Raw genomic sequence first — 24,495 nt, forward strand, 5'->3', positions numbered from 1 at the left:
AACCCGACAATGGGCCAGAGCTCTACGGCACAGGACTCGATGCTGCGGAAGGGCTCTGGCTACGTGCTGGATGGGGAGGACGGGCATGACCCGCCCAACCGTTTACACACGTTTTGTCCTATAACCCCGTTTTTAGTCTTCGCCCAAACTGTTCTCTACGGGGCAATATTGGTGGGCCTGAGCGTGATGATCGTATGGCATGAACTTGCGCACGTAGATGAGGGGGGAGCACTGCCGTAAGCGCCCGCCGTGCCGCCCGGAACGGCCGCGAGTAAACGAAAAAGCGCCTGGGTTTCCCCAGGCGCTGTCCGAGCGGATGACGAGATTCGAACTCGCGACCCTCACCTTGGCAAGGTGATGCGCTACCAGCTGCGCTACATCCGCATGTCATTCAAGTTGCTGTTTCCGGCGCCTTGCGACTCAATAACTATGCCGCACGTCACCCCACTCTGCCTAATTGGCGCTGGGTTTCGGCGCGTCGCCCTATGGCTGCAGCGTACGGTTGCGGCTGATTATTCCTGATCCGCCAACCCCTTCTGACGGGGAAATGCCGAGCGCTATGCCCGCCGATATTCCGCGGTAATTGGGCACTCGAACGGGTCGCGTGCGGCGAGGCCTACGCGGTTCAGGTACTCAATGACAATCGCATATGAGCGGATCAGTGAGGTCTCGGTGTATGGGACGTTGAGGGTCGCGCAGTGCTCTCGGACGATGAGACGCGCCTTCGCGAGGTGAGGTCGCGCCATGCTGGGGAACAGGTGATGTTCCACCTGGTAATTCAGCCCGCCCATGAGGATCGTCGCCCACCAGCCGCCGCGAATGTTGCGCGAGGTGCGTACCTGCTTGGAGAAGAAGTCGAGCTTCGCATCGTGCGCGATGATCGGCATGCCTTTGTGGTTGGGGGCAAAGGAAGCGCCCATAAGGAGGCCGAATACGGCAAGCTGCACGCCAAGGAAAGCGAATGCCATTCCGAGTGGCAAGAACCAGAACAGGGGAACAAGGAACAGCGTGAATCGTGCGGCAATGATGCTGAGCTCTGTCCAGCGCCCGCGCACCTGACCCTTGCTCATGAGGTGACGCAGACTGTGTAGGTGCAGGTTGATTCCCTCCAAAGTGAGTAGAGGGAAGAAGAACCAGCCTTGACGTTGAGTGATTGCGCGACGGAGCCCGGTGGCTGAGACGGCATCTTCCTCAATGAAGGAGATGGTGTCGACTTCAATGTCAGGGTCTTTACCGACGCGGTTCGGGTTGGAGTGATGGCGGGTGTGCTTCGAGTCCCACCAGGAATAGCTGAGACCGATTGAGCCGGCGAGAATGCGCGCTAGACGGTCGTTCGCTGGCCCCAGTCGCAAAATCTGACGATGCGCTGCTTCGTGAGTGAGGAAGGCGATCTGAGTGAAGATGACTCCCAGGCCGGCTGCGATCAGTAACTGGAACCAACTGGTGCCGAGAAGAATGAACCCGGTGACGGCGCCACCCAGCGCGACGAGAATCGCACCTGCGACAAGAGCATAGAACCAGTATGCGCGGCGCAGGAGTCCCGCGTCGCGTACCGTTTGTGACACCTGCGTGTAAGCGCGCGCAATTGGCGGGAAATCGCCGCTGTTCGCGCGCGTGGGCCGATACATTTCGCGAGCACTTGGGGTTGGCTGAGTATGGGTAGCCGTCATTGGCGACACCTGCTTCCGTGGCGGATCGAACCGAGGTGATCCTGGTAAAGCTACTGGCAGATGCCGCTCGCTGAGGCTCAACCTACTATGCAAAGCATGCAGGAAGCTGCATGCTTAATTTATCGGGGAGAAGGCTTCAGGGGCCGCGGCGAAATAAGTGGATCGAGCCAGACGGTGAAGCTGGCTTGAAGAAAAATGACAGGTCGTGTAAGAGCGGCCCACGAGCGTGCGGTAAGATATTGAGTACTTCAGCTTTTCTTTAATGACCGTCCTGTGAGGCGGAGAAGGGAGGCTCGATTATGGGTACGCGAATTGTGCTTGAAAGTGCTGATATTTCGCGGGCGCTGACTCGAATCTCGCACGAAATCGTCGAGGCCAACAAAGGTGTTTCCGGTCTTGTGCTTGTAGGTATTCCTACGCGCGGCAGCATCTTGGCGCAGCGTATTGCTGCCATCATTTCGCGTATTTCCGGTGTTGAAATTCCCACTGCGACGCTCGATGTGACGATGTACCGCGATGATTTGGCAGGCAGGCCCACCTTGTCCCCGCAGTCAAGTGAGATGCCTATCGAAGGTATCGATGGTGCAACGGTCGTGCTTGTGGACGACGTCCTCTACTCGGGACGAACCGTGCGTGCAGCGCTCGATGCACTCAACGACTACGGCCGTCCACAAACGGTTCGATTGGCGACCCTGATTGACCGCGGGCATCGAGAGCTCCCAATTCGTGCCGATTTCATCGGTAAGAACCTGCCGAGTGCCAAGCAAGAACGAATTTCAGTGCGGCTCACAGAACACGACGGCGTTGACGAGGTTGCCATTTCTGCAGGCGACCCACGCCCTCTCGCATGAACCGCATGCGAAGAACCAAGATTTTCGTCTCAGGAATTCCAGTGACGAATTACTCAACCATTTGTAAAGACCAGACCCAGGAGGACGCGTGAACACGAACACGATTGAAGTGACTGTACCCCCATCGAGCGTCGTACCAATCGGTGCTGCGGTGCTGGTGCTTGAAGATGGCTCGCGATTCCCTGGCCGCGCATACGGTGCGACGGGGGAGACCCTCGGTGAGGTTGTCTTCGCAACAGGCATGACCGGCTACCAGGAGACGCTCACTGACCCGTCGTACGCGGGACAGATCGTCGTGATGACAGCGCCCCACATCGGCAACACCGGCGCCAACGACACCGACATGGAGTCGGACAAGATCTGGGTGTCAGGTTTCGTGGTTCGAGATCGCGCTCGACGCGTCTCGAACTTCCGGGCAACCCGCTCACTCGACGAAGACCTCGTGAACGACGGCATTGTCGGTATCGCTGGAGTCGATACCCGTGCGATCACCCGTATCCTGCGTGATGCTGGCGCGATGCGCGGCGGCGTCTTCTCAGGCGAAGCACTCGAACTTACTGAGGCTGAGCAGCTCGAACGCGTGAAGAATCAGGCGTCGATGGCCGGCCGCAATCTGTCGGTTGAGGTCTCCACGAAGGAGCGCTACTCGGTTCCCGCCACCGAAGGCGTAGAACGAGTCGGCACGATCGCCGTACTTGACCTTGGTGTAAAGCGTGCGACCGTGAACTACCTCGCCGAGCACGGCTTCGACGTTGAGGTACTTCCCGCAGCGACGACTGCAGAAGAGGTTCAGGCACTTTCACCCGACGCGCTGTTCTTCTCGAACGGTCCAGGCGATCCTGCCGCAAGCAATGGTCAGGTGGAATTGCTGCGCACCATGTTGCAGCAGGGTGTCCCGTACTTCGGCATCTGCTTCGGCAACCAGCTGCTCGGTCGTGCACTCGGCCTGCAGACCTACAAGCTGCCGTTCGGTCACCGTGGCATCAACCAGCCGGTGCTCGACAAGCGCACTGGCCGCGTCGAAATCACTGCCCAGAATCACGGTTTTGCAGTTGACGCGCCTATTGATAGCGAATTCGATTCACCTGCGGGCTTCGGTCGCGTGCAGGTGAGCCACTACAGCCTGAACGATCACGTTGTTGAGGGTCTTGAATGCCTCGACATTCCTGCGTTCTCGGTGCAGTACCACCCGGAAGCGGCAGCGGGCCCGCACGACGCCTTCTACCTCTTCGACCGCTTCCGCACACTTGTGAAGGATCGCGCAGTCAGCACTACTACTTCGGGGGACGACAACTAATGCCAAAGCGTCAAGACATCAACTCAGTTCTCGTCATCGGCTCTGGCCCGATCGTTATCGGTCAGGCATGTGAGTTTGACTACTCGGGCACCCAGGCCTGCCGCGTGCTTCGTGAGGAAGGAGTTCGCGTGATCCTCGTGAACTCGAACCCCGCGACGATCATGACCGACCCAGACTTCGCTGACGCGACCTACGTCGAACCGATCACCTCTGAGGTCATCGAGTCGATCATCATCAAGGAAAAGCCTGACGCAATTCTGCCGACGCTCGGCGGCCAGACCGCACTGAACGCGGCAATGGAACTGCACGAGCAGGGCATCCTCGAAAAGTACAATGTTGAGCTCATCGGTGCGAAGCCCGAGGCCATTAAGCGTGGTGAGGATCGTCAGATCTTCAAGGACCTCGTCCTTGAGTGCGGTGCTGACGTTGCTCGCTCGCACATCGCCCACACCGTAGAAGAGGCGAAGGAATTCGCGAAGGATCTCGGTTACCCGCTCGTCGTTCGCCCCTCGTTCACCATGGGTGGCCTCGGCTCAGGCTTCGCGTACACCGAAGAAGAACTCGTGCGAATCGTGCGCGACGGCCTGCACTACAGTACGACTACCGAGGTACTCCTCGAAGAGTCAATTCTCGGTTGGAAAGAGTATGAGCTCGAGCTCATGCGCGACAACGCAGACAACTCGGTGGTCATCTGCTCGATTGAGAATGTGGACGCTGTCGGTGTGCACACGGGCGACTCGATCACCGTCGCGCCGGCGCTGACGCTGACCGACCGTGAGTACCAGAAGCTGCGTGACATCTCGATCGACATCATCCGTTCGGTTGGCGTTGACACGGGTGGCTGCAACATTCAGTTCGCGATCGACCCGAAGACGGGCCGCATCATTGTGATCGAGATGAACCCCCGCGTTTCGCGTTCGTCGGCACTCGCATCGAAGGCTACCGGATTCCCGATTGCGAAAATCGCTGCGAAGCTCGCGCTGGGGTACCGTCTCGATGAGATTCCGAACGACATCACGCAGAAGACTCCTGCGAGCTTCGAGCCTTCGATCGACTATGTCGTAGTGAAGACTCCGCGCTTCGCGTTCGAGAAGTTCCCCGCTGCCGATGACACCCTCACCACGACCATGAAATCGGTCGGCGAAGCAATGGCAATCGGTCGAAACTTTACGACGGCACTGCAGAAGTCGCTCCGTTCGCTCGAGAAGCGTGGCTCTTCGTTCCACTGGGGCGAGAACGATCGCACGGTCGAAGACCTGCTCGAAACCATGAAGCGTCCGACCGATGGTCGTATCATCGACATCCAGCAGGCACTGCGTAAGGGCGCGACGATTGAGCAGGTATACGCTGCTACCTCGATCGATCCCTGGTTCCTTGACCAGATCGTCCTCATCAATGAGGTTGCAGAATTGGTGCAGCAGGCTGACAAGCTCAGCCCCGAGGTGCTACTCGAAGCGAAGGAACACGGTTTCTCGGACGTGCAGATCGCGCAGTTGCGCGGCTCGAGCGAGTCTGAGGTTCGCGGTCTCCGCCACGGCCTCGGCCTGCGACCAGTCTTCAAGACGGTCGATACCTGTGCTGGCGAGTTCCCTGCGCTCACGCCGTATCACTACTCCTCGTACGATTTCGAGACCGAGGTCACCCCTTCGGATCGCAAGAAGGTCGTCATCCTTGGCTCGGGGCCGAACCGTATCGGTCAGGGCGTTGAGTTTGACTACTCGTGCGTCCATGCGTCGTTCGCGCTGGCAGAGGCTGGCTATGAGACGATCATGATCAACTGCAACCCCGAGACTGTCTCGACGGACTACGACACCTCTGATCGCCTGTACTTCGAGCCGCTCACTCTTGAGGACGTGCTCGAGGTCATCCACGCCGAGCAGGCATCTGGCGAACTCGTTGGCGTCGTCGTGCAGCTCGGTGGTCAGACCGCTCTTGGCCTCGCGCAGCCGCTGAAGGATGCTGGCATCCCGATCCTCGGCACCACTCCTGAGGCGATTGACCTCGCCGAGGAGCGTGGCGCATTTGCTCAGATCCTCGACCAGGCTGGAATCCTGGCGCCGCGCAACGGCACTGCTATCGACGAAGAGGGCGCGATCCGCGTCGCAGAAGAGATCGGTTACCCGGTTCTCGTGCGTCCGTCGTTCGTGCTTGGCGGTCGTGGCATGGAAATCGTGTACGACACCGAGTCGCTGCACGGCTACTTCGAGCGCATCGAAGGCCACGCGCTGGTCGGCCCCGGCCACCCGCTTCTGATCGATCGATTCCTCGATGACGCGATCGAGATCGATGTCGACGCCCTGTACGACGGTGAGCAGATGTACGTTGGCGGCATCATGGAGCACATCGAGGAAGCCGGAGTTCACTCGGGCGACTCGAGCTGCACTCTGCCTCCCATCACGCTTGGCCATGCGGAGATCGCGAAGGTCCGTGAGGCAACCCGCGGCATCGCAGAAGGTATCGGCGTTCGTGGTCTGCTGAACGTGCAGTTCGCAATTGCTCAGGGTGTGCTGTACGTGCTTGAGGCAAACCCTCGCGCGTCGCGTACGGTTCCCTTCGTGTCGAAGGCGCTCGGAATCCCGCTGGCAAAGGCTGCTTCGCGCGTCATGGCTGGCGAGTCCATTGCCGAGCTGATCGCTGCCGGGCTCCTTCCCGAGCGTGATGGATCACGCGTCGCAATTGACGCCCCCGTCGCGGTGAAGGAAGCAGTGATGCCGTTCAAGCGCTTCCACACGAAGGACGGCAAGGTCGTTGACGCACTGCTCGGCCCGGAGATGCGTTCGACTGGTGAGGTTATGGGTATGGACCTCGACTTCCCGACCGCGTTCGCCAAGAGCCAGGCTGCCGCAGGAAGCGCACTGCCGACCAGCGGCACGGTGTTCCTCTCAGTGGCGGATCGCGACAAGCGTGCAGTGGTACTTCCCGCACTGCGCCTGCAGGAGCTGGGTTACAAGATCCTCGCAACTCAGGGCACCCAGGTGGTGCTTGCGCGTAACGGCATTACCTCGACGACCGTTGCGAAGCACTCGGCTCGCACTGAGGGTGAGTCGATCGTGGATCTCATCAACAGCGAGCAAGTTGACCTGATCGTCAATACGCCTGCTGGTGGATCGGCGCGTGCTGACGGGTACGAGATCCGTGCGGCTGCGGTTGCCGCTGGCGTACCCATCTTCACGACGATGTCAGAGCTCTCGGCAACCGTTGGGGCGCTCTCTGCAGCCGCGATTACGTTCAACGTGAAGTCGCTCCAGGAGTACCAGGCGGATCGCGACGCGGTTCTCGCTCAGGCGTAAGTAAATCGAGATAGGTGCCCTGCCCGTGACTGTTGAGTCAACCGGCAGGGCACCTGCGTTTTAGGGTGTTCTGAATCAGTTTGTAGCGACGGGCGAAAGCAATGTTGCTCGGATTCTGGCGCCCGGAACTGCGTTCACCGCACCGTGAAACGGCGGGGTACTGCGGGCGCAACGCAAGAGGCCCCCGGGGTAACCGGGGGCCTCTGTATGGTGGGCGATACTGGGATCGAACCAGTGACCCCTTCCGTGTGAAGGAAGTGCGCTACCGCTGCGCTAATCGCCCGTGCTGTTCAGGCAGTAACGCCTTGCAACTCCACATACGTTACACGACCTGTCTGTGGCTTCTAAACTCGTTGCATTCCGGGCGCGTGGCGCGGCATGGCTCAAAGAGCTCCGGCCACGTGGGGGGATATCTATTCGTCAATCTCTTCACTCGGGGTCGGTGCCTCGATCGCGGGTGCAGGCATTGAATTCATGGATGCGTCGAGCTCTGCGCCAATTTGCTTGAGTCCCTCGAGTTCCTCACGAAGTTCGTTGTAATGATCCGTGTCGGTGCGCAGCGATGCCAACTCGTCTTCAAGATCAGCGTGCCAATCAAGAAGATGCCATCGAATTTCGTCAAACTCGGCGACGTTGTCACTGAACTCAAATCGCCCATTTCGGTCTTTAAACTCGGCAGCCTTCGAATTGTAAGCGGCTACTGATGCCGTGTATTCCTCATTGCGTTCTTCGATTGAGGCTTTGAGTGTCGTAAGTTCATCAGCAAGCTCTGTGGCTCTGGCGCGCAGATCCACAAACACACTAAAGACCTGCTGGTGCACATCAACGATTCCTTCACGGTCGTTGAACCAGCCCGAGTAACGTGATTCGAGTTTCTCGCTCAGGGGAAACTCTTCGGTTCCAAGTACTGCGAAAAGCTCGTTTGCATAGGCGGTGGGGGAGAGGGGCTCGTAGACAGCCATCCGCTCTGCAAGCTCGGGCGAATCGACAATAAGAGCTTCATATTCGCTGCGTAATTCTTTTGCGAGCGCTTGTTGCTCTCGAGGGCTCATGCGCGCAAAAACCGCGTGCAAGAGTTCGTGCGCGGCAGTGACCTCCACAATGCCTTCCAGGCGTGGATCTGTCACATTGAAGAGGTAAATATTTTCGCTCTTATAGCAGCCAAGGACGTGGCTCTCTTCTGAGCGAACGACGCCCGAGCACCACGCGGTGAAGTGTTCAGCCCCACCAATTGCTGGCTCGGAGGCAAGGAACACCCGTTCGCCTGCCTGAGTGAGGTCAAGATTCTCCGTGAGCGCCTGAACTTCTGGCGACGCATCAAACGTTGCAGCTACGAAATGGTCTCTAATGAGGCCGCGATTAGCGAACGCAAGCACCAAAAACGCAACAAGAAGGAGCGAAACGATGACCGCAGCACATCGCCTCATGACCACCCCACCTGTGCGACGCATGATTCTAAGGCTATTGAGAATTCGAGTGAAAAGCCAGGAATTTGGCGTAAATAAGCCAGTATTCGGCTCCGCCACTCCCGGGGAAGGGGGAGGAATTTGCACTGCTCCCCAAAATCCCCCTATAGTTATCTACGTCGCAAGGACGAACGGAAACGTGAGCCTGGCCGACATGCGGATGTAGCGCAGCTGGTAGCGCATCACCTTGCCAAGGTGAGGGTCGCGAGTTCGAATCTCGTCATCCGCTCTGATCATTAGTTTTCTGATGATTTTGTGGTGGCAAATCACAATACGGTGGCGTGGCCGAGAGGCGAGGCAGCGGCCTGCAAAGCCGTATACACGGGTTCGAATCCCGTCGCCACCTCGTATACAACTGAATAGCCTATATAGGCGCGATTGGCGCAGCGGTAGCGCACTTCCCTGACACGGAAGGGGTCACTGGTTCGATCCCAGTATCGCGCACAAGTTAACCCCCGGTCTTTTGAGCCCGGGGGTTTTTGTTTTCAGTGACCCGTGAGACCGAACTTTCCTGCGCAACCCTGAGCGCGGCTGGCAATCGTCGTCGCATCAGGCGTTAAGATTGTGGGGTTAGTCTCTACTGTCTTCGAAGGAGTGTGCCCCTGTGGCCGATGGCTTCTCCCTGTTTACCGATCGTTCGATCGTTGCAATGCGCGTCAATGGCGAGCTGAAAGATCTTGCCGCGACGGTAACTGAGACCGATACGGTCGAGCCTGTCACTATCGACAGCGAAGACGGTATTTCGATCCTTCGCCACTCGGCTGCGCACGTGCTCGCGCAGGCGGTGCAGCGCATCAACCCCGAAACCAAGCTCGGTATTGGCCCGCCCATCACTGATGGTTTTTACTACGACTTCGACCCCGCGACTCCATTCACGCCTGAAGACCTCAAGGCGCTTGAGAAGGAAATGCAGAAGATCGTGAAGCAGGGCCAGCGCTTCGTTCGTCGTGTTGTTACCGAAGACGAAGCACGTGCTGAACTTGCAGACGAGCCGTACAAGCTTGAGTTGATCGGCCTCAAGGGTGGCGCAGATGAGGGCTCCGACAACGAGAGTGTTGAGGTCGGCGGCGCCGAGCTCACCATCTACGACAACGTTGATCCGAAGACCGGCGAGCTCTGCTGGAAGGACCTCTGCCGCGGCCCGCACGTTCCTTCGACCCGTATGCTCGGCAATGGCTGGGCGCTCATGCGTTCGGCTGGTGCGTACTGGCGCGGTAGTGAGAAGAACCCGATGCTGCAGCGTATCTACGGCACGGCATGGCCGACCAAGGACGAGCTGCGTACCTACCAGGTTCGCCTCGAAGAAGCAGCAAAGCGCGATCACCGTAAGCTCGGTGTTGAGCTCGATCTGTTCAGCTTCCCCGATGAGATCGGTTCCGGTCTCGCGGTATTCCACCCGAAGGGTGGCATCATCCGTCACGAGATCGAGACCTTCATGCGTGAAGAGCTCATCCGTAACGGGTACGAGGTTGTTAACACGCCGCACATCACCAAGGGCACCCTGTTCGAGACCAGTCAGCACCTGAACTGGTACAAGGACGGCATGTTCCCCGCGATGCACCTCGACGAGGTCGTCAACGACGAGGGCCAGGTTGTCAAGCAGGGTCAGGACTACTACCTGAAGCCCATGAACTGCCCGTTCCACAACTTGATTTTCCGCTCGCGTGCACGCAGCTACCGTGAGCTGCCGCTTCGCCTCGCCGAGTTCGGCACCGTATATCGCTACGAAAAGAGCGGCACTCTCGCCGGCCTGACTCGTGTGCGCGGCTTGACTCAGGACGACGCACACATCTACGTCACCGATGAGCAGGTCAAGGGCGAGCTCAAGCGCCAGCTCGAGTTCGTGTTCGCGACGCTTCGCGCGTATGGTCTTGATGACTTCTATCTTGAGCTTTCGACCCGTGACCCTGAAAAGTCCGTGGGTACCGACGAGCAGTGGGCAACCGCAGAGCAGACGCTTCGCGAGGTTGGCGAAGAGTCGGGTCTCGAGCTCGTAGCCGATCCCGGTGGAGCAGCGTTCTATGGGCCGAAGATTTCGGTTCAGGCGCGCGACGCGATTGGCCGTACCTGGCAGCTCTCGACCGTTCAGCTCGACTTCAACCAGCCTGAGCTTTTCGAGCTCGACTACGCGGCAGCAGACGGCACGCGTAAGCAGCCCGTCATGATCCACCGCGCACTGCTCGGCTCGGTTGAGCGCTTCTTCGCAATTCTGCTCGAGCACTACGCTGGTGTCTTCCCCGTGTGGCTTTCTCCCGTCCAGGCAGTGGGCATTCCCGTTGCTGAAGAGTACGGCCCCTACCTCGACGATGTCATTGCGAAGCTTCGCAAGGCTGGCGTGCGCGCAGAGGTCGACCACTCAGACGACCGTATGTCGAAGAAGATTCGCAACCACACCAAGGCGAAGGTGCCGTTCCAGCTCATCGCTGGTGAGGATGACCGTGCCGCGGGTGCTGTGAGCTTCCGTTTCCGTGACGGCACGCAGCTCAACGGCGTGCCCGTAGAAGATGCGATTGCTCGCATCGTGAGCGCAATTGAAACTCATGAGCAGGTCACGACTGCGTGGACCGAATGAACGAGTCTGCGGCTGTAGACCCCACACCCTCGGTTGAGGGTGTGGGCGAGCGGGGTACCGTCGGCGTTGCCGACGACCTCGCCCGCCTCTGGGTTCCGCACCGCATGGTCTACGTTTCAGACGATCGCCAGCCGACACAGACTGACTGCCCGTTCTGCGCTGCCCCTGAAATGAGCGACGAAGACTCGCTCATTGTGTTCCGTGGTAAGTCCGCGTACGTGATCATGAACCTGTTCCCATACAACAACGGACACGTTCTGGTCTGCCCGTACCGACATATCGCTCAATATGACGAAGCGACCACCGAAGAGGTGGCCGAAATTGGAGCGCTGACCCAGAAGGCGATGCGCGTGTTGCGCAAAGTGATGGGCTGCCACGGTTTCAACTTGGGCATGAACCAGGGTGAAATCGCAGGCGCCGGCATTGCTGCGCACCTGCACCAGCACATCGTGCCCCGCTGGGCAAACGATGCAAACTTCTTCCCAATCATCGCGAAGACGAAGGCGATGCCGCAGTTGCTCGGAGATCTGCGAGAGGCGATTGCGGTCGCGTGGGCCGATCCACCGGATTGATCCACACCCGCCGCATTTCACCCCGTAGTATCGATCGAATTTTCACGAAAAGGAGCTCCACATGTCAGGACACTCCAAGTGGGCAACCACCAAGCACAAGAAGGCCATCCTTGACTCGCGCCGCGCAAAGGCATTCGCGAAGTACATCAAGGTGATCGAGGTCGCAGCTCGCATCGGCGGCGCTGACCTCGCAGGTAACCCGGCTCTTGCCGAGGCAGTCCACAAGGCTAAGAAGAACTCGGTTCCCGGTGACAACATCGACCGCGCGATCAAGCGTGGCGCTGGCCTCACCGGTGAGTCGGTTGAGTACATGAACATCATGTACGAGGCATACGGCCCCAACGGCGTCGCGCTCATGATCGAATGTCTGACCGACAACAAGAACCGTGCAGCAGCAGAGGTTCGCACCGCGTTGACCCGCAACAACGGCGCACTCGGTGAGCAAGGCAGCGTTGCGTACAACTTCGCGCGCAAGGGTGTCATCACTGTTCCGGCAGCGGGCACCACCGAGGACGACGTTCTCATGGCAGTGCTCGATGCAGGCGCTGACGAAGTCACCCCGACCCCGAACGGCGAAGCTTTCGAGGTGTACACCGAGCCCACCGACATCGAGGTTGTCCGCAAGGCGCTCGTCGACGCTGGTATCGAGTACGACTCGGCTGAGACAGAGTTCGTTCCGAACCTCAAGGTCGAGATCGACGCAGACACCGCACGTAAGGTGTTCCGCCTCATTGACGCGCTTGAAGACAGCGACGACGTACAGAATGTGTTCTCGAACTTCGACCTCACCGCAGAGGTGCAGGCGGAGCTCGCAGAAGACGAGTAAGGCGTTACGAGTTGAGGGCCTGCTACGTGAATGCGTTTCACGGCAGGCCCTCAGCCGTATCCCCGTACCTCTTACAGCCACCCGCGCAAGGCGCACCAAGAAACGAGCCTCACATGAGCCGCATTATCGGCATCGACCCCGGCCTCACCCGTCTGGGCGTCGGAATCGTCACCGCTGGCGCCTCACGGCAGGTCACGTTCGAGCACGTCGAGGTGCTGCGCACCTCCGCTGACATGCCACTCCCGCAGCGTCTTCACACGCTCGGCAAGAGCATCGGCCGCCTGCTTGACGGTGAAAAGCCCACCGCGATCGCGCTTGAGCGTGTCTTCGCGCAGGACAACGTCGCGAGCGTGATGGGCGTTGCCCAGATCAGTGGCGTCGTGATGTTCCTCGCCGAAGAGCGCGGTATTCCCGTTTCGCTGTACACGCCAAACGAGGTTAAGGCGCAGGTCACCGGTTACGGTGCTGCCGACAAGGCGCAGGTCACGACGATGGTCACCCGCCTGCTTAAGCTCGCCGCGCCTCCCAAGCCTGCGGATGCTGCCGACGCGCTCGCACTCGCCATCACGCACGCATGGAATGTGAGTAGGGGCGGATCCGCCAGCCGCATGGAACGGTTCGACGGTGTCGGCGCGCCCGTCACCGAAACACCAGCGCAGCGCGCGTGGCGTGAAGCCGAGGCGAAGCTTGGCAAGCGCCGCGGCGCTCGAACCTAAACTTTCGGGGTGGGCCCGGTGTAGCCGAAGCGTTCGTCTTCTTCGTCGTTCGGTGCAGGCTCCGGACCAGCGTTCGGAAGCGGGTACGCATCAGGCAGGATGTCGGGGAGTGGCATCGGCAAATTGAGCGCGCCGGTCTCCAGTGCTTCCTGAATCGCGACTTCGACCTCGCGCTGCTTGCGCAGACGAATCCGAGTGAGCGCTCGCTGCTCGGGCAAGCTCCAGCCGAAGCGAACTGCCAGCAGCCGAACTACCGTCGTGACGAGGACGCAGACAATTCCGGCGACCAGCACGGGTACCTTGAACATCAGCAAGACCGTGAGCACAGTCACACCAGCGAGGCTCGCGACGGCGTAGAGCGAGCCGACATGCATGAGCGCGATCGGCATGTTCAACATGACGTCGCGCAACGCGCCACCACCAACTGCCGATATTACGCCGATGAAGATGGCTGGCACGAATGGCAAGCCCATCTCAAACGCCTTCGTCGTGCCGATCGCACCGAACATGCCGATGCTGATTGCATCGAGGAACGTGATCGCCGGGTCGAGCCGCTCGAAGATGCGCGGCAGGCTCATGCCGAGCAAGGCTGCTCCGACCGCGACGATCAAGTAGTAGTTGTTCGAGAACGCTGCGGGCGTCACGCCGAGCAGCATGTCGCGCAAGAAGCCACCACCGACGCCCGTTGCAACGCCGATGAGCGCGACTCCGAGCAGGTCAAGTTTCTTGAAGCCCGCGGCAAACAGGGCACCCTGTAGGCTGCCGGTGCCGACCGCGATGAGGTCGGCTGCAAGCGGAGTCTGAAACGTTTCGTCGAGCAACACACTCCTATTCTTTCACCCGTTTACTCGCAGTTCGCTCGATGCGGAATAGGGAATACTAGAGGCATGCCCCTGTACCGTGAAGTTGGCGTCGTGTTGCGCACGCAGAAGTTGGGTGAAGCAGACCGCATCATCACCCTCTTCACACGAAACCACGGCATTTTGCGCGCGGTCGCGAAGGGGGTGCGCCGTACTTCGTCAAAGTTCGGTGCGCGACTTGAACCTTTCATGGTGGCGGATCTGCAATGCTTCGAGGGTCGCACCCTCGACACGATTACGCAGGCCTCGACCCTCGGCTCGTATGGCGCCCAGATCACCGCTGACTATGACCGCTACCGTGCGGCGAGCGTGGTTGCTGAAATGGCTGAGCGGTTGGGTGAGGGAGATCCGTCTGAGCAGCAGCTCCGGCTTCTGATCGGCGCGTTGCGGACACTCGCGGCGGGCAAAATGCCGTCCGGTCTTGTGCGTGACAGCTATTTACTGCGGGCACTCAGCGAGGCGGGCTGGACGCCCGGCCTTGATGAGTGCGTGCGCTGTGGTGCAGCAGGCCCGCACACACTCTTTGCTGTGCAGCTCGGTGGCGTGATTTGTGAGGCATGTCGCATCGCCGGAATTCCACGCCTGGACCCCGAGGCGATAGCGTTGCTCACAGCACTCGGCGCAGGCGATTGGGAAACGATTTCTTCGGCACAATCCCGCGCAATCGACCAGGCTGCGGGCATCGTGGCCGCGTACGCCCAGTGGCACCTTGAGCGCGGCCTGCGAGCCCTGAAGGTTGGCCGGGCTTAAACTGTCACCCATGCACCAGGCACCCGAAAATCTCGTCCCGGTCGATTGGACGGGGGAGCAGCCCCCGAAATTTGCTGGGCCAGCACCGAAGCACGTCGCCATCGTTATGGACGGTAATGGCCGCTGGGCGAATCAGCGCGGCCTCGCTCGCGTTGAGGGACACAAGATGGGCGAACAGGCGCTCCTCGACGTTGTTGCTGGCGCGATTCAGGCAGGTGTCACCCACCTGAGCGTGTACGCCTTTTCAACCGAGAATTGGCGGCGCTCGCCTGATGAGGTGCGCTTCCTCATGGGCTTCAACCGCGACGTACTGCGTCGTCGTCGCAATCAACTTGATAGCTGGAACGTGCGTATGCGCTGGGCCGGCCGTCGGCCGAAGCTCTGGGGCTCGGTCATCAAAGAACTGCAGGCTTCGGAACGCGTCACTCGCAACAACACGGGCCTCACCCTCACCATGTGCGTGAACTATGGCGGTCGTAACGAGATCACCGACGCGGTTCGCCGAATTGCCGAAGAAGTAAAGCGCGGGGAGCTCAGCCCGAAGGGCATTACAGAGCGTGTCATCGAACGCCATCTCTATGTGCCTGAGCTGCCAGAGGTAGACCTATTCGTGCGCAGTTCTGGCGAGCAGCGCACGAGCAACTTCATGCTGTGGCAATCGGCCTACGCGGAGATGGTGTTCCTCGATACGCTCTGGCCAGATTTTGGGCGTAAGGATCTCTGGGAGGCGATCCGCATTTTTCATGCGCGCGATCGTCGCTTCGGCGGCGCTGTCGACACGCCAGAAGCCGGTCAGTCCACAGCTGAACTCAGCTGACAGCTGGATCTGAGAGAATAGAAGCGATATGACTGCTCAGACTGCCGCGGCGCCCGCCCTGAAGATCGGCCCGCTAGAACTCGACGTCCCCGTCATCTTGGCTCCCATGGCCGGAATTACGAACACCGCATTCCGTCGCCTGTGCCGGGAGTACGGTGTTGGCCTGTATGTGAGCGAGATGGTGACGACTCGCGCGCTCGTTGAGCGTACGCCGAAGTCGCTGCAGCTCATCAAGCATCACGAGAGTGAGACGACTCGCTCGATCCAGCTGTATGGTGTCGACCCGACGACCGTGTCTGAGGCAGTGAAATTCTTGGTTGGCGAGAACCTCGCTGATCACATCGACTTGAACTTTGGTTGCCCGGTTCCCAAGGTGACGCGTCGCGGCGGCGGCTCGGCACTTCCGTGGAAGAGTGACCTGTTCCGTGCGATCGTCGAGGGTGCGGTCAAAGCAGCTGGCGACATTCCCCTCACGGTGAAGATGCGCAAGGGCATTGACGCGGATCACCTCACCTACCTTGATGCTGCTCGCGCGGCAGAGGACGCAGGTGTGGCGGCGATCGCTTTGCACGGACGTACGGCGAACGAGTTCTACTCGGGCCAGGCCGACTGGTCTTCGATTGCCAAGCTGAAGGAAACCATCACAAGCGTTCCCGTGCTCGGCAATGGCGATATCTGGGCCGCTGATGACGCGATCCGCATGGTTCGTGAAACCGGCTGCGATGGTGTTGTGGTTGGCCGTGGCTGCCTCGGTCGCCCCTGGCTCTTTGGCGACCTCGCCGCTGCCTTCAAGGCCGAGGCTGGCCAGATCAGCGCAGACGAGGCACAGGCTGCACTTGCGCACCCGAACCTTGGCGAGGTCATGGTCGCAATGCGTCGCCACACCGAATTGCTCGTAGACTTCTACGACGGCTCGGAAGAGCGCGCTTGCCGCGACATTCGTAAGCACGTCGCGTGGTACTTCAAGGGCTACGGCGTCGGCGGCGAGACCCGTCGTGCGCTTGCGACCGTCGAGTCGTTCGACCAGATGGACGCCATCTTCGACACGATGGATCGCGAGATGCCCTACCCCGGCGAGGGCGCTGAGGGTCAGCGTGGCCGCGCAGGTAGCCCGAAGCGCACGATTCTTCCCTACGGCTGGCTCGACAGCCGCGAGACGACCCACATTGACCTTGCAGCCCTTGCTGAGGGCGAAGGCGATGAGACCGGAGTAGACGGTGGTTAATCGTTCGCTATCCGGCGAGGCAGCGTTGCCTCCCGGATACAGCTCGGGTGACACCGAGCGTTTCCTGCCAGAAACACACAGCGGTGCGCGGAGCGACTTTGCGCGCGACCGCGCCCGCGTGCTCCACTCCAGCGGATGGCGGCGGCTCTCTGCAAAGACGCAGGTGCTGAGCCCCACCGCCGGAGTGGATTTCGCGCGCAATCGACTGACCCACTCGCTCGAGGTCGCACAGATCGGCCGTGAGCTTGCGGCCTCGCTTGAGCTGTCGCAGGACGTCGTAGATACGGCGTGTCTCGCGCATGACCTTGGCCACCCGCCGTTCGGGCACAACGGTGAACGTGCATTGAACGAGTGGATGACCGGCTTTGGCGGCTTCGAGGGTAACGCGCAGACACTGCGTATTCTGACGCGCCTCGAACCCAAGCATTTCTCCCCGGAGGGTGACAGCGTTGGCCTGAACCTCACACGTGCGACGCTCGACGCGAGCTGCAAGTACCCGTGGGCGCTCGAAGAAGCGGCCCCCGGCAGCATGAAGTTCGGCTATTTCGCCGATGACGCGCCGGTCTTTGACTGGTTGCGTCAGGGCGCAAAGGATCGCCAAAAGTGCGCAGAAGCTCAGGTCATGGATCTTTCCGATGACATCGCGTATTCCGTGCACGACTTCGAAGATGCGATCGTCAGTGAACACATTGATCCGCTCTTTTTGACCGCCAGGTCCGGTCATGATTCACTGATTCGCACCGTCTCTGATTGGGCAGGCGGGGACTTCTCGACCGATGAGCTCGGGGCAGCCTTTGATCGTATGGCGCACAGCCAGAACTGGCTTACCAGCTGGGATGGCTCGCGCCGCGACCAGGCAAAGCTCAAGAACTTTACGAGCGACATGATTGGGCGTTTTGCGCGCACCTCGATCGTGGCGACTGTGACTGCCGCTGATGGAGCCTCACTCGCCAGGTACGGTGCGGAGATTGTGGTGCCGCGCGAGATCCGCGCCGAAATCGCCACTCTCAAGGGCATCGTGGCCGCATTTGTCATGCAGAGCGGTCGCCGACAGCCAACATATCGCCGACAGCGTAGTTTGCTGATTGAGCTCCTCCACACGCTCGAGGAGGCCGGCCCGCACGAACTGGAACCGGCGTTTGCCGCGGATTTCCGCGCTGCACAGGACGACGCTGGTGCCCGACGCGCAATCGTCGACCAGGTGGCATCGCTGACAGATCAGTCGGCAATCGCCTGGTACGAGCGCCTCTGCACGGCTTCTCTCGTCTAAACTTCACCTCATGGCCGGCCGAATCAAAGCAAGTGATGTTGAAGAGGTCAAGCGACGCACAAACCTCGCAGACCTCGTAGGGGACTACGTTGCGCTGAAGAACGGTGGCATCGACTCGATGAAGGGTCTGTGCCCATTCCACGACGAGCGCAGCCCGAGTTTCCACGTTCGTCCCGCGCTCGGATATTTCCACTGCTTCGGCTGCGGTGAATCTGGGGACGCGATTAGCTTTCTGCAGAAGCACGATCATCTCTCGTTTAGTGAGTCGGTCGAGCGGCTCGCTGCGCGAACAAACTACGTCCTCACGTATGAGGATGGCCCAACGGCCCGCGAAGACGGCCCGCCACGCGCTCGCCTGCTTGCCGCTAATCAGGAGGCAGCACAGTTCTATCGCGAGCAATTGCTGCAGTCTGAAGAAGCCGGCACTGGCCGCGCCTTTCTTGAGCAGCGTGGGTTCGATCGTGACGCGTGGGCAACGTTCGGCGTGGGCTATGCGCCACGCGGTTGGGACGCCCTCACCTCGCATCTTCGCGGGAAGGGGTACACCCCGCAGGAGCTCGTACTTTCTGGTCTTGTCTCTGAGGGACAGCGCGGAGTGTACGACCGATTCCGCGGTCGTGTCGTCTGGCCGATCCGCGATACCAGCGGACAGGTGCTCGGATTTGGCGCTCGTAAGCTCTACGACGATGACCAAGGCCCAAAATACCTGAATACCCCCGAAACGCCGGTCTACCATAAATCGCGCGTGCTGTACGGCCTTGATCTTGCGAAGAAGGCGATCTCGCGCGGTAAACGCGTGGTGGTCGTCGAGGGCTATACCGACGTCATGGCCTGCTATCTCGCTGGCGTCGAGTGCGCGGTTGCGACCTGTGGCACGGCATTCGGCCCCGATCACATTCAGGTGCTTCGCCGCATGATGGGCGATGACACCGCGGCAGAGGTGATCTTCACCTTTGACCCTGATGAGGCCGGCCAGAAGGCGGCGCTGCGGGCGTTCGCGGAGGAGAAGCGATTCTCCGCACAGACCTACGCGGCAGTCGCGCCAGATGGCTACGATCCCTGCGACCTCCGATTGCACCAGGGAGACGAAGCGGTTCGTGACCTGTTCGATCGCAAGATCCCGCTGTTCCAGTTCGCGTTAAAACAGGCGATCAGTCGCTTTGACCTCAACACGATTGAGGGGCGGATCGCTGCGCTGCGAGCAGCGGCGCCGATCGTTGCTGGTATTAAAGATCCGTCGATCCGCCCCGCATACACGCGCGAACTCGCGCGCATGCTCGGTATGGATCTTCCTGAGGTGCAGCATGCCGTGCGCACAGGACGCTCGCAGGAAGCGCCTATGCGAGAGATTTCTACGGAGCCAGAGCCGTGGGCGAACGGGCCAACGCTCGCGACCCTGCAGTTCCAACCGACCATGCTGCTTGAGCGCGACGCGCTGATGGCGATGATTCAGCAGGCGCCGGCGATCGGTCATGATCTGCTTGCGCAGGTCGTGACTGCGCAGGTGCACGAGCCGAATCTGCGGGTGGTGCGCGATGCACTTGCTGCGGCGCTCCCAGAGTGGCAGGGCGATGCCTGGATTCCCGCGATCGTGGCGGCCGCACCAGAATCGCACCGCACCCTGGTTCGTGAGCTTGCCGTGGCGCCATTGCCGCAGAAGAACGCTGATCTGCTCGGCACCTATGCGCGCGGCGTGACGATTGCGCTTCTCGACCGTGATTTGCAGGCCCTGAAGCAAGAACTTCTCGCCCGTCTTCAGCGCCAAAGCGGCACTGGTGGCGAGGACTCGCTCCTTATTCAGCAGCAGCTCGTCGCACTTGAAGCGGCGCGCCGTAGCCTGAAAAACGAGTAGCGAGATCCGCAGCCTTGCTGGCTTCCGCCAGTAGGGTGAGTTACGTACATTTTCATCCCGGAACGGAAGTAGCAGCATGGCTCACCCAAATCCGCAGGCGGACCCGGCCATCTTTGTCGAGGATCTGTCACTCAGCTATCCGGCGCACGGCGGCGCAGCTTTCCAGGCTGTTGAAGGCGTGAGCTTCGAGCTTGCTCGCGGGGGAGTCCTCGCGGTGCTTGGCGAGAGTGGGTCAGGCAAGTCGACACTCACCAAGTTCCTTGCGGGACGCGGGAAGGACGCTGGCGACAAAGGAGCGCGGATCAAGCACTCCGGTGGCACCGGCCGGACCCTCGACATTGATCTTTCGCGCGCATCTAAGGGCACTCGAAACAAACTCACTGCGTATGTCGGCTACCTCAGTCAGAATGAGGGCGCGACGCTCACCGCTGAGCTGACCATCGGGGACGTGCTGCTTGAGCCAGTATCTGAGCGCACCCGAAAGTTCGATCGCGACGCGATGGGTGAGATTATCGCGGAGATGATGGATATCGTCGCGCTCCCGCTCAGCACGCTGCAGCAGTTCCCGCACGAGCTCTCTAAGGGGCAGCGCCAGCGCATTGCCGTCATGCGTTCACTCATGCTTGAACCGCCCGTCCTCATCGCAGATGAGCCAACACTCGGCGTCGATGCAAACAATCGGCCGCGGATCGTTGAGCTGCTGCGCTGGTATCACGAGCGCACAAACTCAGCGATGATGCTCATTAGCCACGACATCGGCATGCTCGAAGCACTTGTTGAAGACGTGCTCGTGATGCAGCAGGGCGCCATCGTTGGTGCGGGCGACATTAACGCGATCTTCCGACAGGCGGATCACGAATACGTGCAGCGACTCGCGCAAGCGTTGCGCAGCACTGCGTACGACGAAATCGCGATGGAGTAGGCCGCACGGCGGTCACGCACGCGTGTCACAGAGTGGCGTCGAAGCGTCGCCCGGATGACGCGCGCGGGATCCGGTGGTGATTTGCGGCGGCCCATTCGCGCGGGCTACTATCGTTTACGTTGCTTCGGCAATGATCCCCTGTAGCTCAGTTGGCAGAGCGCTTGACTGTTAATCAGGATGTCGCTGGTTCGAGCCCAGCCGGGGGAGCAAGTTAGACCCTCACCTTCGGGTGAGGGTCTTTTGCTTTGTCGCCTGCTCTGTTGGTTTGGCGCCGGCTTCGGTTCAACCCGGCGCAAAGGGCAGTCTCTGCCGAGATTGATGGTTTCATGTGCCTGAAAGACCCTGTTTCGGAAAACAGGCCTGTTTCGAGGCAGTGGCTGCGCTTTTGGCATGTGGCAAGAGTGGCCTGGGGGCGGCGTGGGGGCTCCCGCATTTTGCCGCCAATATGTAATCGGCCGTAGATATGTTCCAGAGGGGCTGAAATGGCATATTGAGGTCAGATCGCATGTCTACGGCAAGAGTTTCAGCCGTGGTGGCGCACCGGAGCGGTTTGGCTGGACGATCTGGTTTCCGAGAGAGAAACACGAACTGTCACGGTGGGTTGCGGCGGTGATGGACTCGATTGCCTGGAAAGTCGTTGGTTCTGGAAAAGAATTTCCGACACGACGCGCGACACGGGTGAATGATTTGCAGTTGCGCTTCGCTGGCCGCTACTATCGTAAACGTTGCTTAAGCAATGATCCCCTGTAGCTCAGTTGGCAGAGCGCTTGACTGTTAATCAGGATGTCGCTGGTTCGAGCCCAGCCGGGGGAGCAAGTTAGACCCTCACCTTCGGGTGAGGGTCTTTTGTTTGAGTAGACGAGATTCCCGTGTGACCTCAGTCTCCTGGCGGGAGCGTGCCCCGCAATCCTCCGACACGCGGGGCGAAACGAAGATGTGCGCAACCGCGCTTTTCCACTATGCTGATCGAGGTGCTTCTGCACTACATAACTCCCAGAGTTATGGGGATGTAGCTTAATGGTAAAGCTCCAGTCTTCCAAACTGGCTACGCGGGTTCGATTCCCGTCATCCCCTCCATTGAACCCCTGCTGCGGCAGGGGTTCTTGCGTTTTGCGGGACAAGCGAGCGGCGTCCACTCTGCCGGTCAAGGACTCCCCGTTGGGCTAATCTGCACCCGCCTCTGATTCAGTATCCCCAACTCGCTTCACAAACATCTGATGAATCTGCTACAGTCGCTCCGTAAGGTTCACCTTGCATAGATCTGATGTTTGAAGTGAAAGGCCCGGAGCATGCTCGCGACGCTACTTATTGGAATGCGTGAGGGGCTCGAAGCGGCGCTAGTGGTGAGCGTACTGCTCGCTTACGTCAACAAGATCGGTCGCCGAGATGCAGCTCGGAAGATTTGGTTTGGTGTTGGCGCAGCGATCCTGCTGTCGCTCATCGTCGGTGCTGTGCTGACGTACGGGGCTTACGGCCTCTCGTTTGTGGCGCAGGAGGCAATTGGTGGCACCTTGTCGCTCGTTGCCGTCGCAATGGTCACCTGGATGGTGTTTTGGATGCTGCGGATGTCGCGGGGCTTGAGTGGTCAGCTCCGCGACCAGCTCGACAAAGCACTGTTGGGCGGCGGTTGGGGAGTTGCCGCGGTAGCGTTCATCTCCGTTGCCCGCGAGGGTATCGAGACCGCGCTCTTTATCTGGGCCACTACCCGCGCGAGCGACACGACTCCGCTCGTTGGCTTTCTGTCAGCAATCTCAGGCATCGTCATCGCCGCGGTACTCGGCTGGGCGCTCTACCGCGGGCTCCTCGTGATCAACCTCACGGTGTTCTTCCGCTGGAGTGGCGTCCTGCTCATTATCTTCGCTGCGGGCGTGCTTGCGTATGGCGTGCATGACCTGCAGGAAGCCGGGCTTCTGCCCGGGCCGTTCATGCCAGTACCTCTGAGTGCAGGACCCGTGATGGCGACCTGGTTTGGTGAGGCTGCCTGGGCCTTCCAGATCTCGCACGTCATCGCGCCAGACGGGTTCTTGGGTGTCCTGTTGAAGGGCACAATTGGTTTCTCGCCCGAGATGACCAAACTCGAGGTACTGGCATGGGCCACCTATCTCATCGTTGTTCTCCCGCTCTTCCTGATGCGCTCGTACCGTTCGTCGAAGCCTGCGGCGCAGACCCCGGATATTTCGGTGCCGGAAAAGCAAGGGGAGTCAGCGGCGGCTTACGCCGGCCAGACCTCAGCGCCAGCGAAGTCGTGCACCGGCGCTGATCCGCGCTCGTAATTTTCCCTCATGTCCTGAAAGGACCATCCGTGATTTCCACGCACACTCCCTCCACCCTTCGCCTGCTCGGCGCGGCAGGCGCCTGCGGCATCGCGACGCTCGCGCTTACCGGCTGCGTGCCGAACGGTGCAGCCGACGCGACCACCATCGCGGTTGCGGCGTCAGACGACGGCTGCTCGGTGTCGACTCCGTCCGCTGATGCAGGCACCATCACGTTCCAGGTGGCGAACTCCGGCACCAAGGTGAACGAGTTCTACGTTCTCGGCAGCAACGAGCTCACGATCGTCGGCGAGGTGGAGAACATCGCTCCAGGTACGACCCGCGAGCTGACGATCCAGGTGGGGGCAGGTGACTACTTCACGAGCTGCAAGCCCGGCATGATCGGTGCGGGTGTCGGCCAGGCGGCATTCACCGTCAGCGGTGACGCGGTAAGCGCCTCGCCTGAGGAAGAGGCAGTTATTGCGCAATATGTCGCGTACGTGAAGACGCAAACCGAAGAGCTCGTTCCCGAGGTGCAGGCGTTTGTCGACGCGTACAAGGCTGGCAATGATGATGAGGCGCGCGCGCTGTTCCCAATCGCGCGCATTAATTACGAGCGGATCGAACCGACAGCAGAGCAGTTCGGCGACCTGGACCCGAAGATTGACTACCGCAAACCGGGCGCGATCGAGGAAGGCCTTGAATTCACCGGCTTCCATCGCATCGAGCAAGATCTGTGGCTCGAACGTGCCATCGAAAACTACTCGCAGCCCGAGAAAAACCACTACCCGAAGGACGACCTCGTCGCGCTGACCCCTGAGCAGCGTGCTGAGATCGGCGATCAGCTCGTTGCGGACGTCACCGAACTCAAGGACAAGGTTGCAAGCCCTGAGTTCACGCTCACCCTTGCAGACATCACTGAGGGCGCGAAGGGCCTGCTCGACGAGGTAGCTGCACCTGATGGCAAGCTGCCTGGTGAAGAGAATGAGTTTGCACACACTGACCTCTACGATTTCGTTGCAAACGTTGAGGGTGCCCAGGTGGCATTCGACACTGTTCGACCCCTGCTCGTCGCGAACGGTGGCGAGGAGCTCGCGACCGAACTCGACGCCCGTTTCGCTGACATGTTCGAGCTGCTCGCAACCTATGGTTCGTTCGATGCAGGATTCGTCTCGTATGACACGGTTGATGCTTCGCAGCGCAACGAGCTGGCGGCAAAGCTCACCGCGCTGAGCGAGCCGATGTCGCGCCTGACCGCTGGCGTCGTCTCGGCTTAAGGCCGGCACA

At 60.2% G+C, this 24,495-nt stretch carries 19 protein-coding genes and 8 tRNA genes; 22 read left to right on the forward strand and 5 right to left on the reverse strand.

Annotation, left to right across the window (positions count from 1 at the left end; genetic code table 11):
- The coding region (locus tag ICL81_RS11830) for a hypothetical protein (RefSeq protein ID WP_215394752.1) at positions 1-240 on the forward strand (240 nt) is incomplete at its 5' end.
- A gap of 71 nt (positions 241-311) precedes the next feature.
- On the opposite strand, the gene ICL81_RS04830 is transcribed toward ICL81_RS11830, so the two are convergent.
- Positions 312-384, reverse strand: a tRNA-Gly gene (locus tag ICL81_RS04830).
- A gap of 173 nt (positions 385-557) precedes the next feature.
- On the reverse strand, positions 558-1,628 hold the full coding sequence (locus ICL81_RS04835; RefSeq protein WP_370566854.1) for a fatty acid desaturase: 1,071 nt from the start codon (positions 1,626-1,628) through the stop codon (positions 558-560).
- Between the two features lie 341 nt (positions 1,629-1,969).
- On the opposite strand from ICL81_RS04835, the gene pyrR reads away from it, so the two are divergent.
- The 3 genes from pyrR to carB all read left to right on the forward strand — a co-directional run bounded on the left by pyrR (position 1,970) and on the right by carB (position 7,108).
- A complete protein-coding gene (gene pyrR, locus ICL81_RS04840; protein WP_188033840.1) occupies positions 1,970-2,521 on the forward strand; it encodes a bifunctional pyr operon transcriptional regulator/uracil phosphoribosyltransferase PyrR in 552 nt (183 codons plus the stop codon).
- 88 nt (positions 2,522-2,609) lie between these two features.
- Positions 2,610-3,818 (forward strand): glutamine-hydrolyzing carbamoyl-phosphate synthase small subunit, encoded by a 1,209-nt coding sequence (gene carA / locus ICL81_RS04845; RefSeq protein WP_188033841.1) that lies wholly within the window; start codon positions 2,610-2,612, stop codon positions 3,816-3,818.
- Entirely contained in the window at positions 3,818-7,108 is a 3,291-nt protein-coding gene (gene carB, locus ICL81_RS04850) for a carbamoyl-phosphate synthase large subunit (RefSeq protein ID WP_188033842.1), read from the forward strand. The genes carA and carB overlap by 1 nt, the downstream gene beginning before the upstream one ends.
- Positions 7,109-7,316: 208 nt before the next feature.
- Here carB and ICL81_RS04855 read toward each other — a convergent pair.
- Positions 7,317-7,391: transfer RNA gene (locus ICL81_RS04855), tRNA-Val, on the reverse strand.
- 130 nt (positions 7,392-7,521) lie between these two features.
- Entirely contained in the window at positions 7,522-8,535 is a 1,014-nt protein-coding gene (locus tag ICL81_RS04860; protein WP_188033843.1) for a hypothetical protein, read from the reverse strand.
- Positions 8,536-8,730: 195 nt separating this feature from the next.
- Between ICL81_RS04860 and ICL81_RS04865 the strand changes: the two genes are divergently transcribed.
- From ICL81_RS04865 to ruvC, 7 genes are all read left to right on the forward strand, one after another.
- A tRNA-Gly gene (locus ICL81_RS04865) sits at positions 8,731-8,803 on the forward strand.
- A gap of 46 nt (positions 8,804-8,849) precedes the next feature.
- Positions 8,850-8,920 (forward strand) — tRNA-Cys (locus ICL81_RS04870).
- Between the two features lie 26 nt (positions 8,921-8,946).
- Positions 8,947-9,018 (forward strand) — tRNA-Val (locus ICL81_RS04875).
- 160 nt (positions 9,019-9,178) lie between these two features.
- The gene (thrS, locus tag ICL81_RS04880; RefSeq protein ID WP_188033844.1) at positions 9,179-11,146 is read left to right on the forward strand and encodes a threonine--tRNA ligase; all 1,968 of its coding nucleotides are present in this window, start codon (positions 9,179-9,181) and stop codon (positions 11,144-11,146) included.
- On the forward strand, positions 11,143-11,718 hold the full coding sequence (locus tag ICL81_RS04885; protein WP_188033845.1) for an HIT domain-containing protein: 576 nt from the start codon (positions 11,143-11,145) through the stop codon (positions 11,716-11,718). Before thrS ends, ICL81_RS04885 begins: the two co-directional genes overlap by 4 nt.
- A gap of 61 nt (positions 11,719-11,779) precedes the next feature.
- Positions 11,780-12,544 carry a YebC/PmpR family DNA-binding transcriptional regulator gene (locus tag ICL81_RS04890; protein WP_188033846.1) on the forward strand — a complete coding sequence of 255 codons (765 nt, stop codon included), beginning with the start codon at positions 11,780-11,782 and terminating at the stop codon, positions 12,542-12,544.
- Positions 12,545-12,657: 113 nt separating this feature from the next.
- On the forward strand, positions 12,658-13,260 hold the full coding sequence (gene ruvC, locus ICL81_RS04895; RefSeq protein WP_188033847.1) for a crossover junction endodeoxyribonuclease RuvC: 603 nt from the start codon (positions 12,658-12,660) through the stop codon (positions 13,258-13,260).
- On the opposite strand, the gene ICL81_RS04900 is transcribed toward ruvC, so the two are convergent.
- Positions 13,257-14,084 carry a trimeric intracellular cation channel family protein gene (locus ICL81_RS04900; RefSeq protein ID WP_353055419.1) on the reverse strand — a complete coding sequence of 276 codons (828 nt, stop codon included), beginning with the start codon at positions 14,082-14,084 and terminating at the stop codon, positions 13,257-13,259. The two genes, ruvC and ICL81_RS04900, sit on opposite strands and share 4 nt — an antisense overlap.
- Before the next feature lie 63 nt (positions 14,085-14,147).
- Here ICL81_RS04900 and recO point away from each other — a divergent pair, with 63 nt between their 5' ends.
- The 11 genes from recO (at position 14,148) to efeO (ending at position 24,485) form a co-directional block, all read left to right on the forward strand.
- The gene (gene recO / locus ICL81_RS04905; RefSeq protein WP_188033848.1) at positions 14,148-14,870 is read left to right on the forward strand and encodes a DNA repair protein RecO; all 723 of its coding nucleotides are present in this window, start codon (positions 14,148-14,150) and stop codon (positions 14,868-14,870) included.
- A 10-nt stretch (positions 14,871-14,880) separates the two neighbouring features.
- Positions 14,881-15,687, forward strand: coding sequence for an isoprenyl transferase (locus tag ICL81_RS04910; protein WP_188033849.1), 807 nt, complete (start codon positions 14,881-14,883; stop codon positions 15,685-15,687).
- A gap of 28 nt (positions 15,688-15,715) precedes the next feature.
- Positions 15,716-16,912: a tRNA dihydrouridine synthase DusB gene (gene dusB, locus ICL81_RS04915; RefSeq protein WP_188033850.1), complete on the forward strand. Its 1,197-nt coding sequence runs from the start codon at positions 15,716-15,718 to the stop codon at positions 16,910-16,912.
- Positions 16,905-18,182, forward strand: a complete 1,278-nt coding sequence (locus ICL81_RS04920; protein WP_370566843.1) for a deoxyguanosinetriphosphate triphosphohydrolase — start codon at positions 16,905-16,907, stop codon at positions 18,180-18,182. The genes dusB and ICL81_RS04920 overlap by 8 nt, the downstream gene beginning before the upstream one ends.
- 10 nt (positions 18,183-18,192) lie before the next feature.
- Entirely contained in the window at positions 18,193-20,034 is a 1,842-nt protein-coding gene (gene dnaG / locus ICL81_RS04925; protein WP_188033851.1) for a DNA primase, read from the forward strand.
- A 76-nt stretch (positions 20,035-20,110) separates the two neighbouring features.
- Positions 20,111-20,956, forward strand: a complete 846-nt coding sequence (locus ICL81_RS04930; RefSeq protein ID WP_188033852.1) for an ATP-binding cassette domain-containing protein — start codon at positions 20,111-20,113, stop codon at positions 20,954-20,956.
- A 134-nt stretch (positions 20,957-21,090) separates the two neighbouring features.
- A tRNA-Asn gene (locus ICL81_RS04935) sits at positions 21,091-21,163 on the forward strand.
- A 533-nt stretch (positions 21,164-21,696) separates the two neighbouring features.
- A tRNA-Asn gene (locus tag ICL81_RS04940) sits at positions 21,697-21,769 on the forward strand.
- Between the two features lie 190 nt (positions 21,770-21,959).
- Positions 21,960-22,033 (forward strand) — tRNA-Gly (locus ICL81_RS04945).
- Between the two features lie 212 nt (positions 22,034-22,245).
- Positions 22,246-23,229, forward strand: coding sequence for an iron uptake transporter permease EfeU (gene efeU, locus ICL81_RS04950; protein WP_188033853.1), 984 nt, complete (start codon positions 22,246-22,248; stop codon positions 23,227-23,229).
- 29 nt (positions 23,230-23,258) lie between these two features.
- On the forward strand, positions 23,259-24,485 hold the full coding sequence (efeO, locus tag ICL81_RS04955) for an iron uptake system protein EfeO (RefSeq protein WP_353055420.1): 1,227 nt from the start codon (positions 23,259-23,261) through the stop codon (positions 24,483-24,485).
- The last annotated feature ends 10 nt before the right edge of the window (positions 24,486-24,495 follow it).

This window comes from Leucobacter sp. cx-328 (assembly GCF_014530035.1).
Lineage (GTDB): Bacteria > Actinomycetota > Actinomycetes > Actinomycetales > Microbacteriaceae > Leucobacter.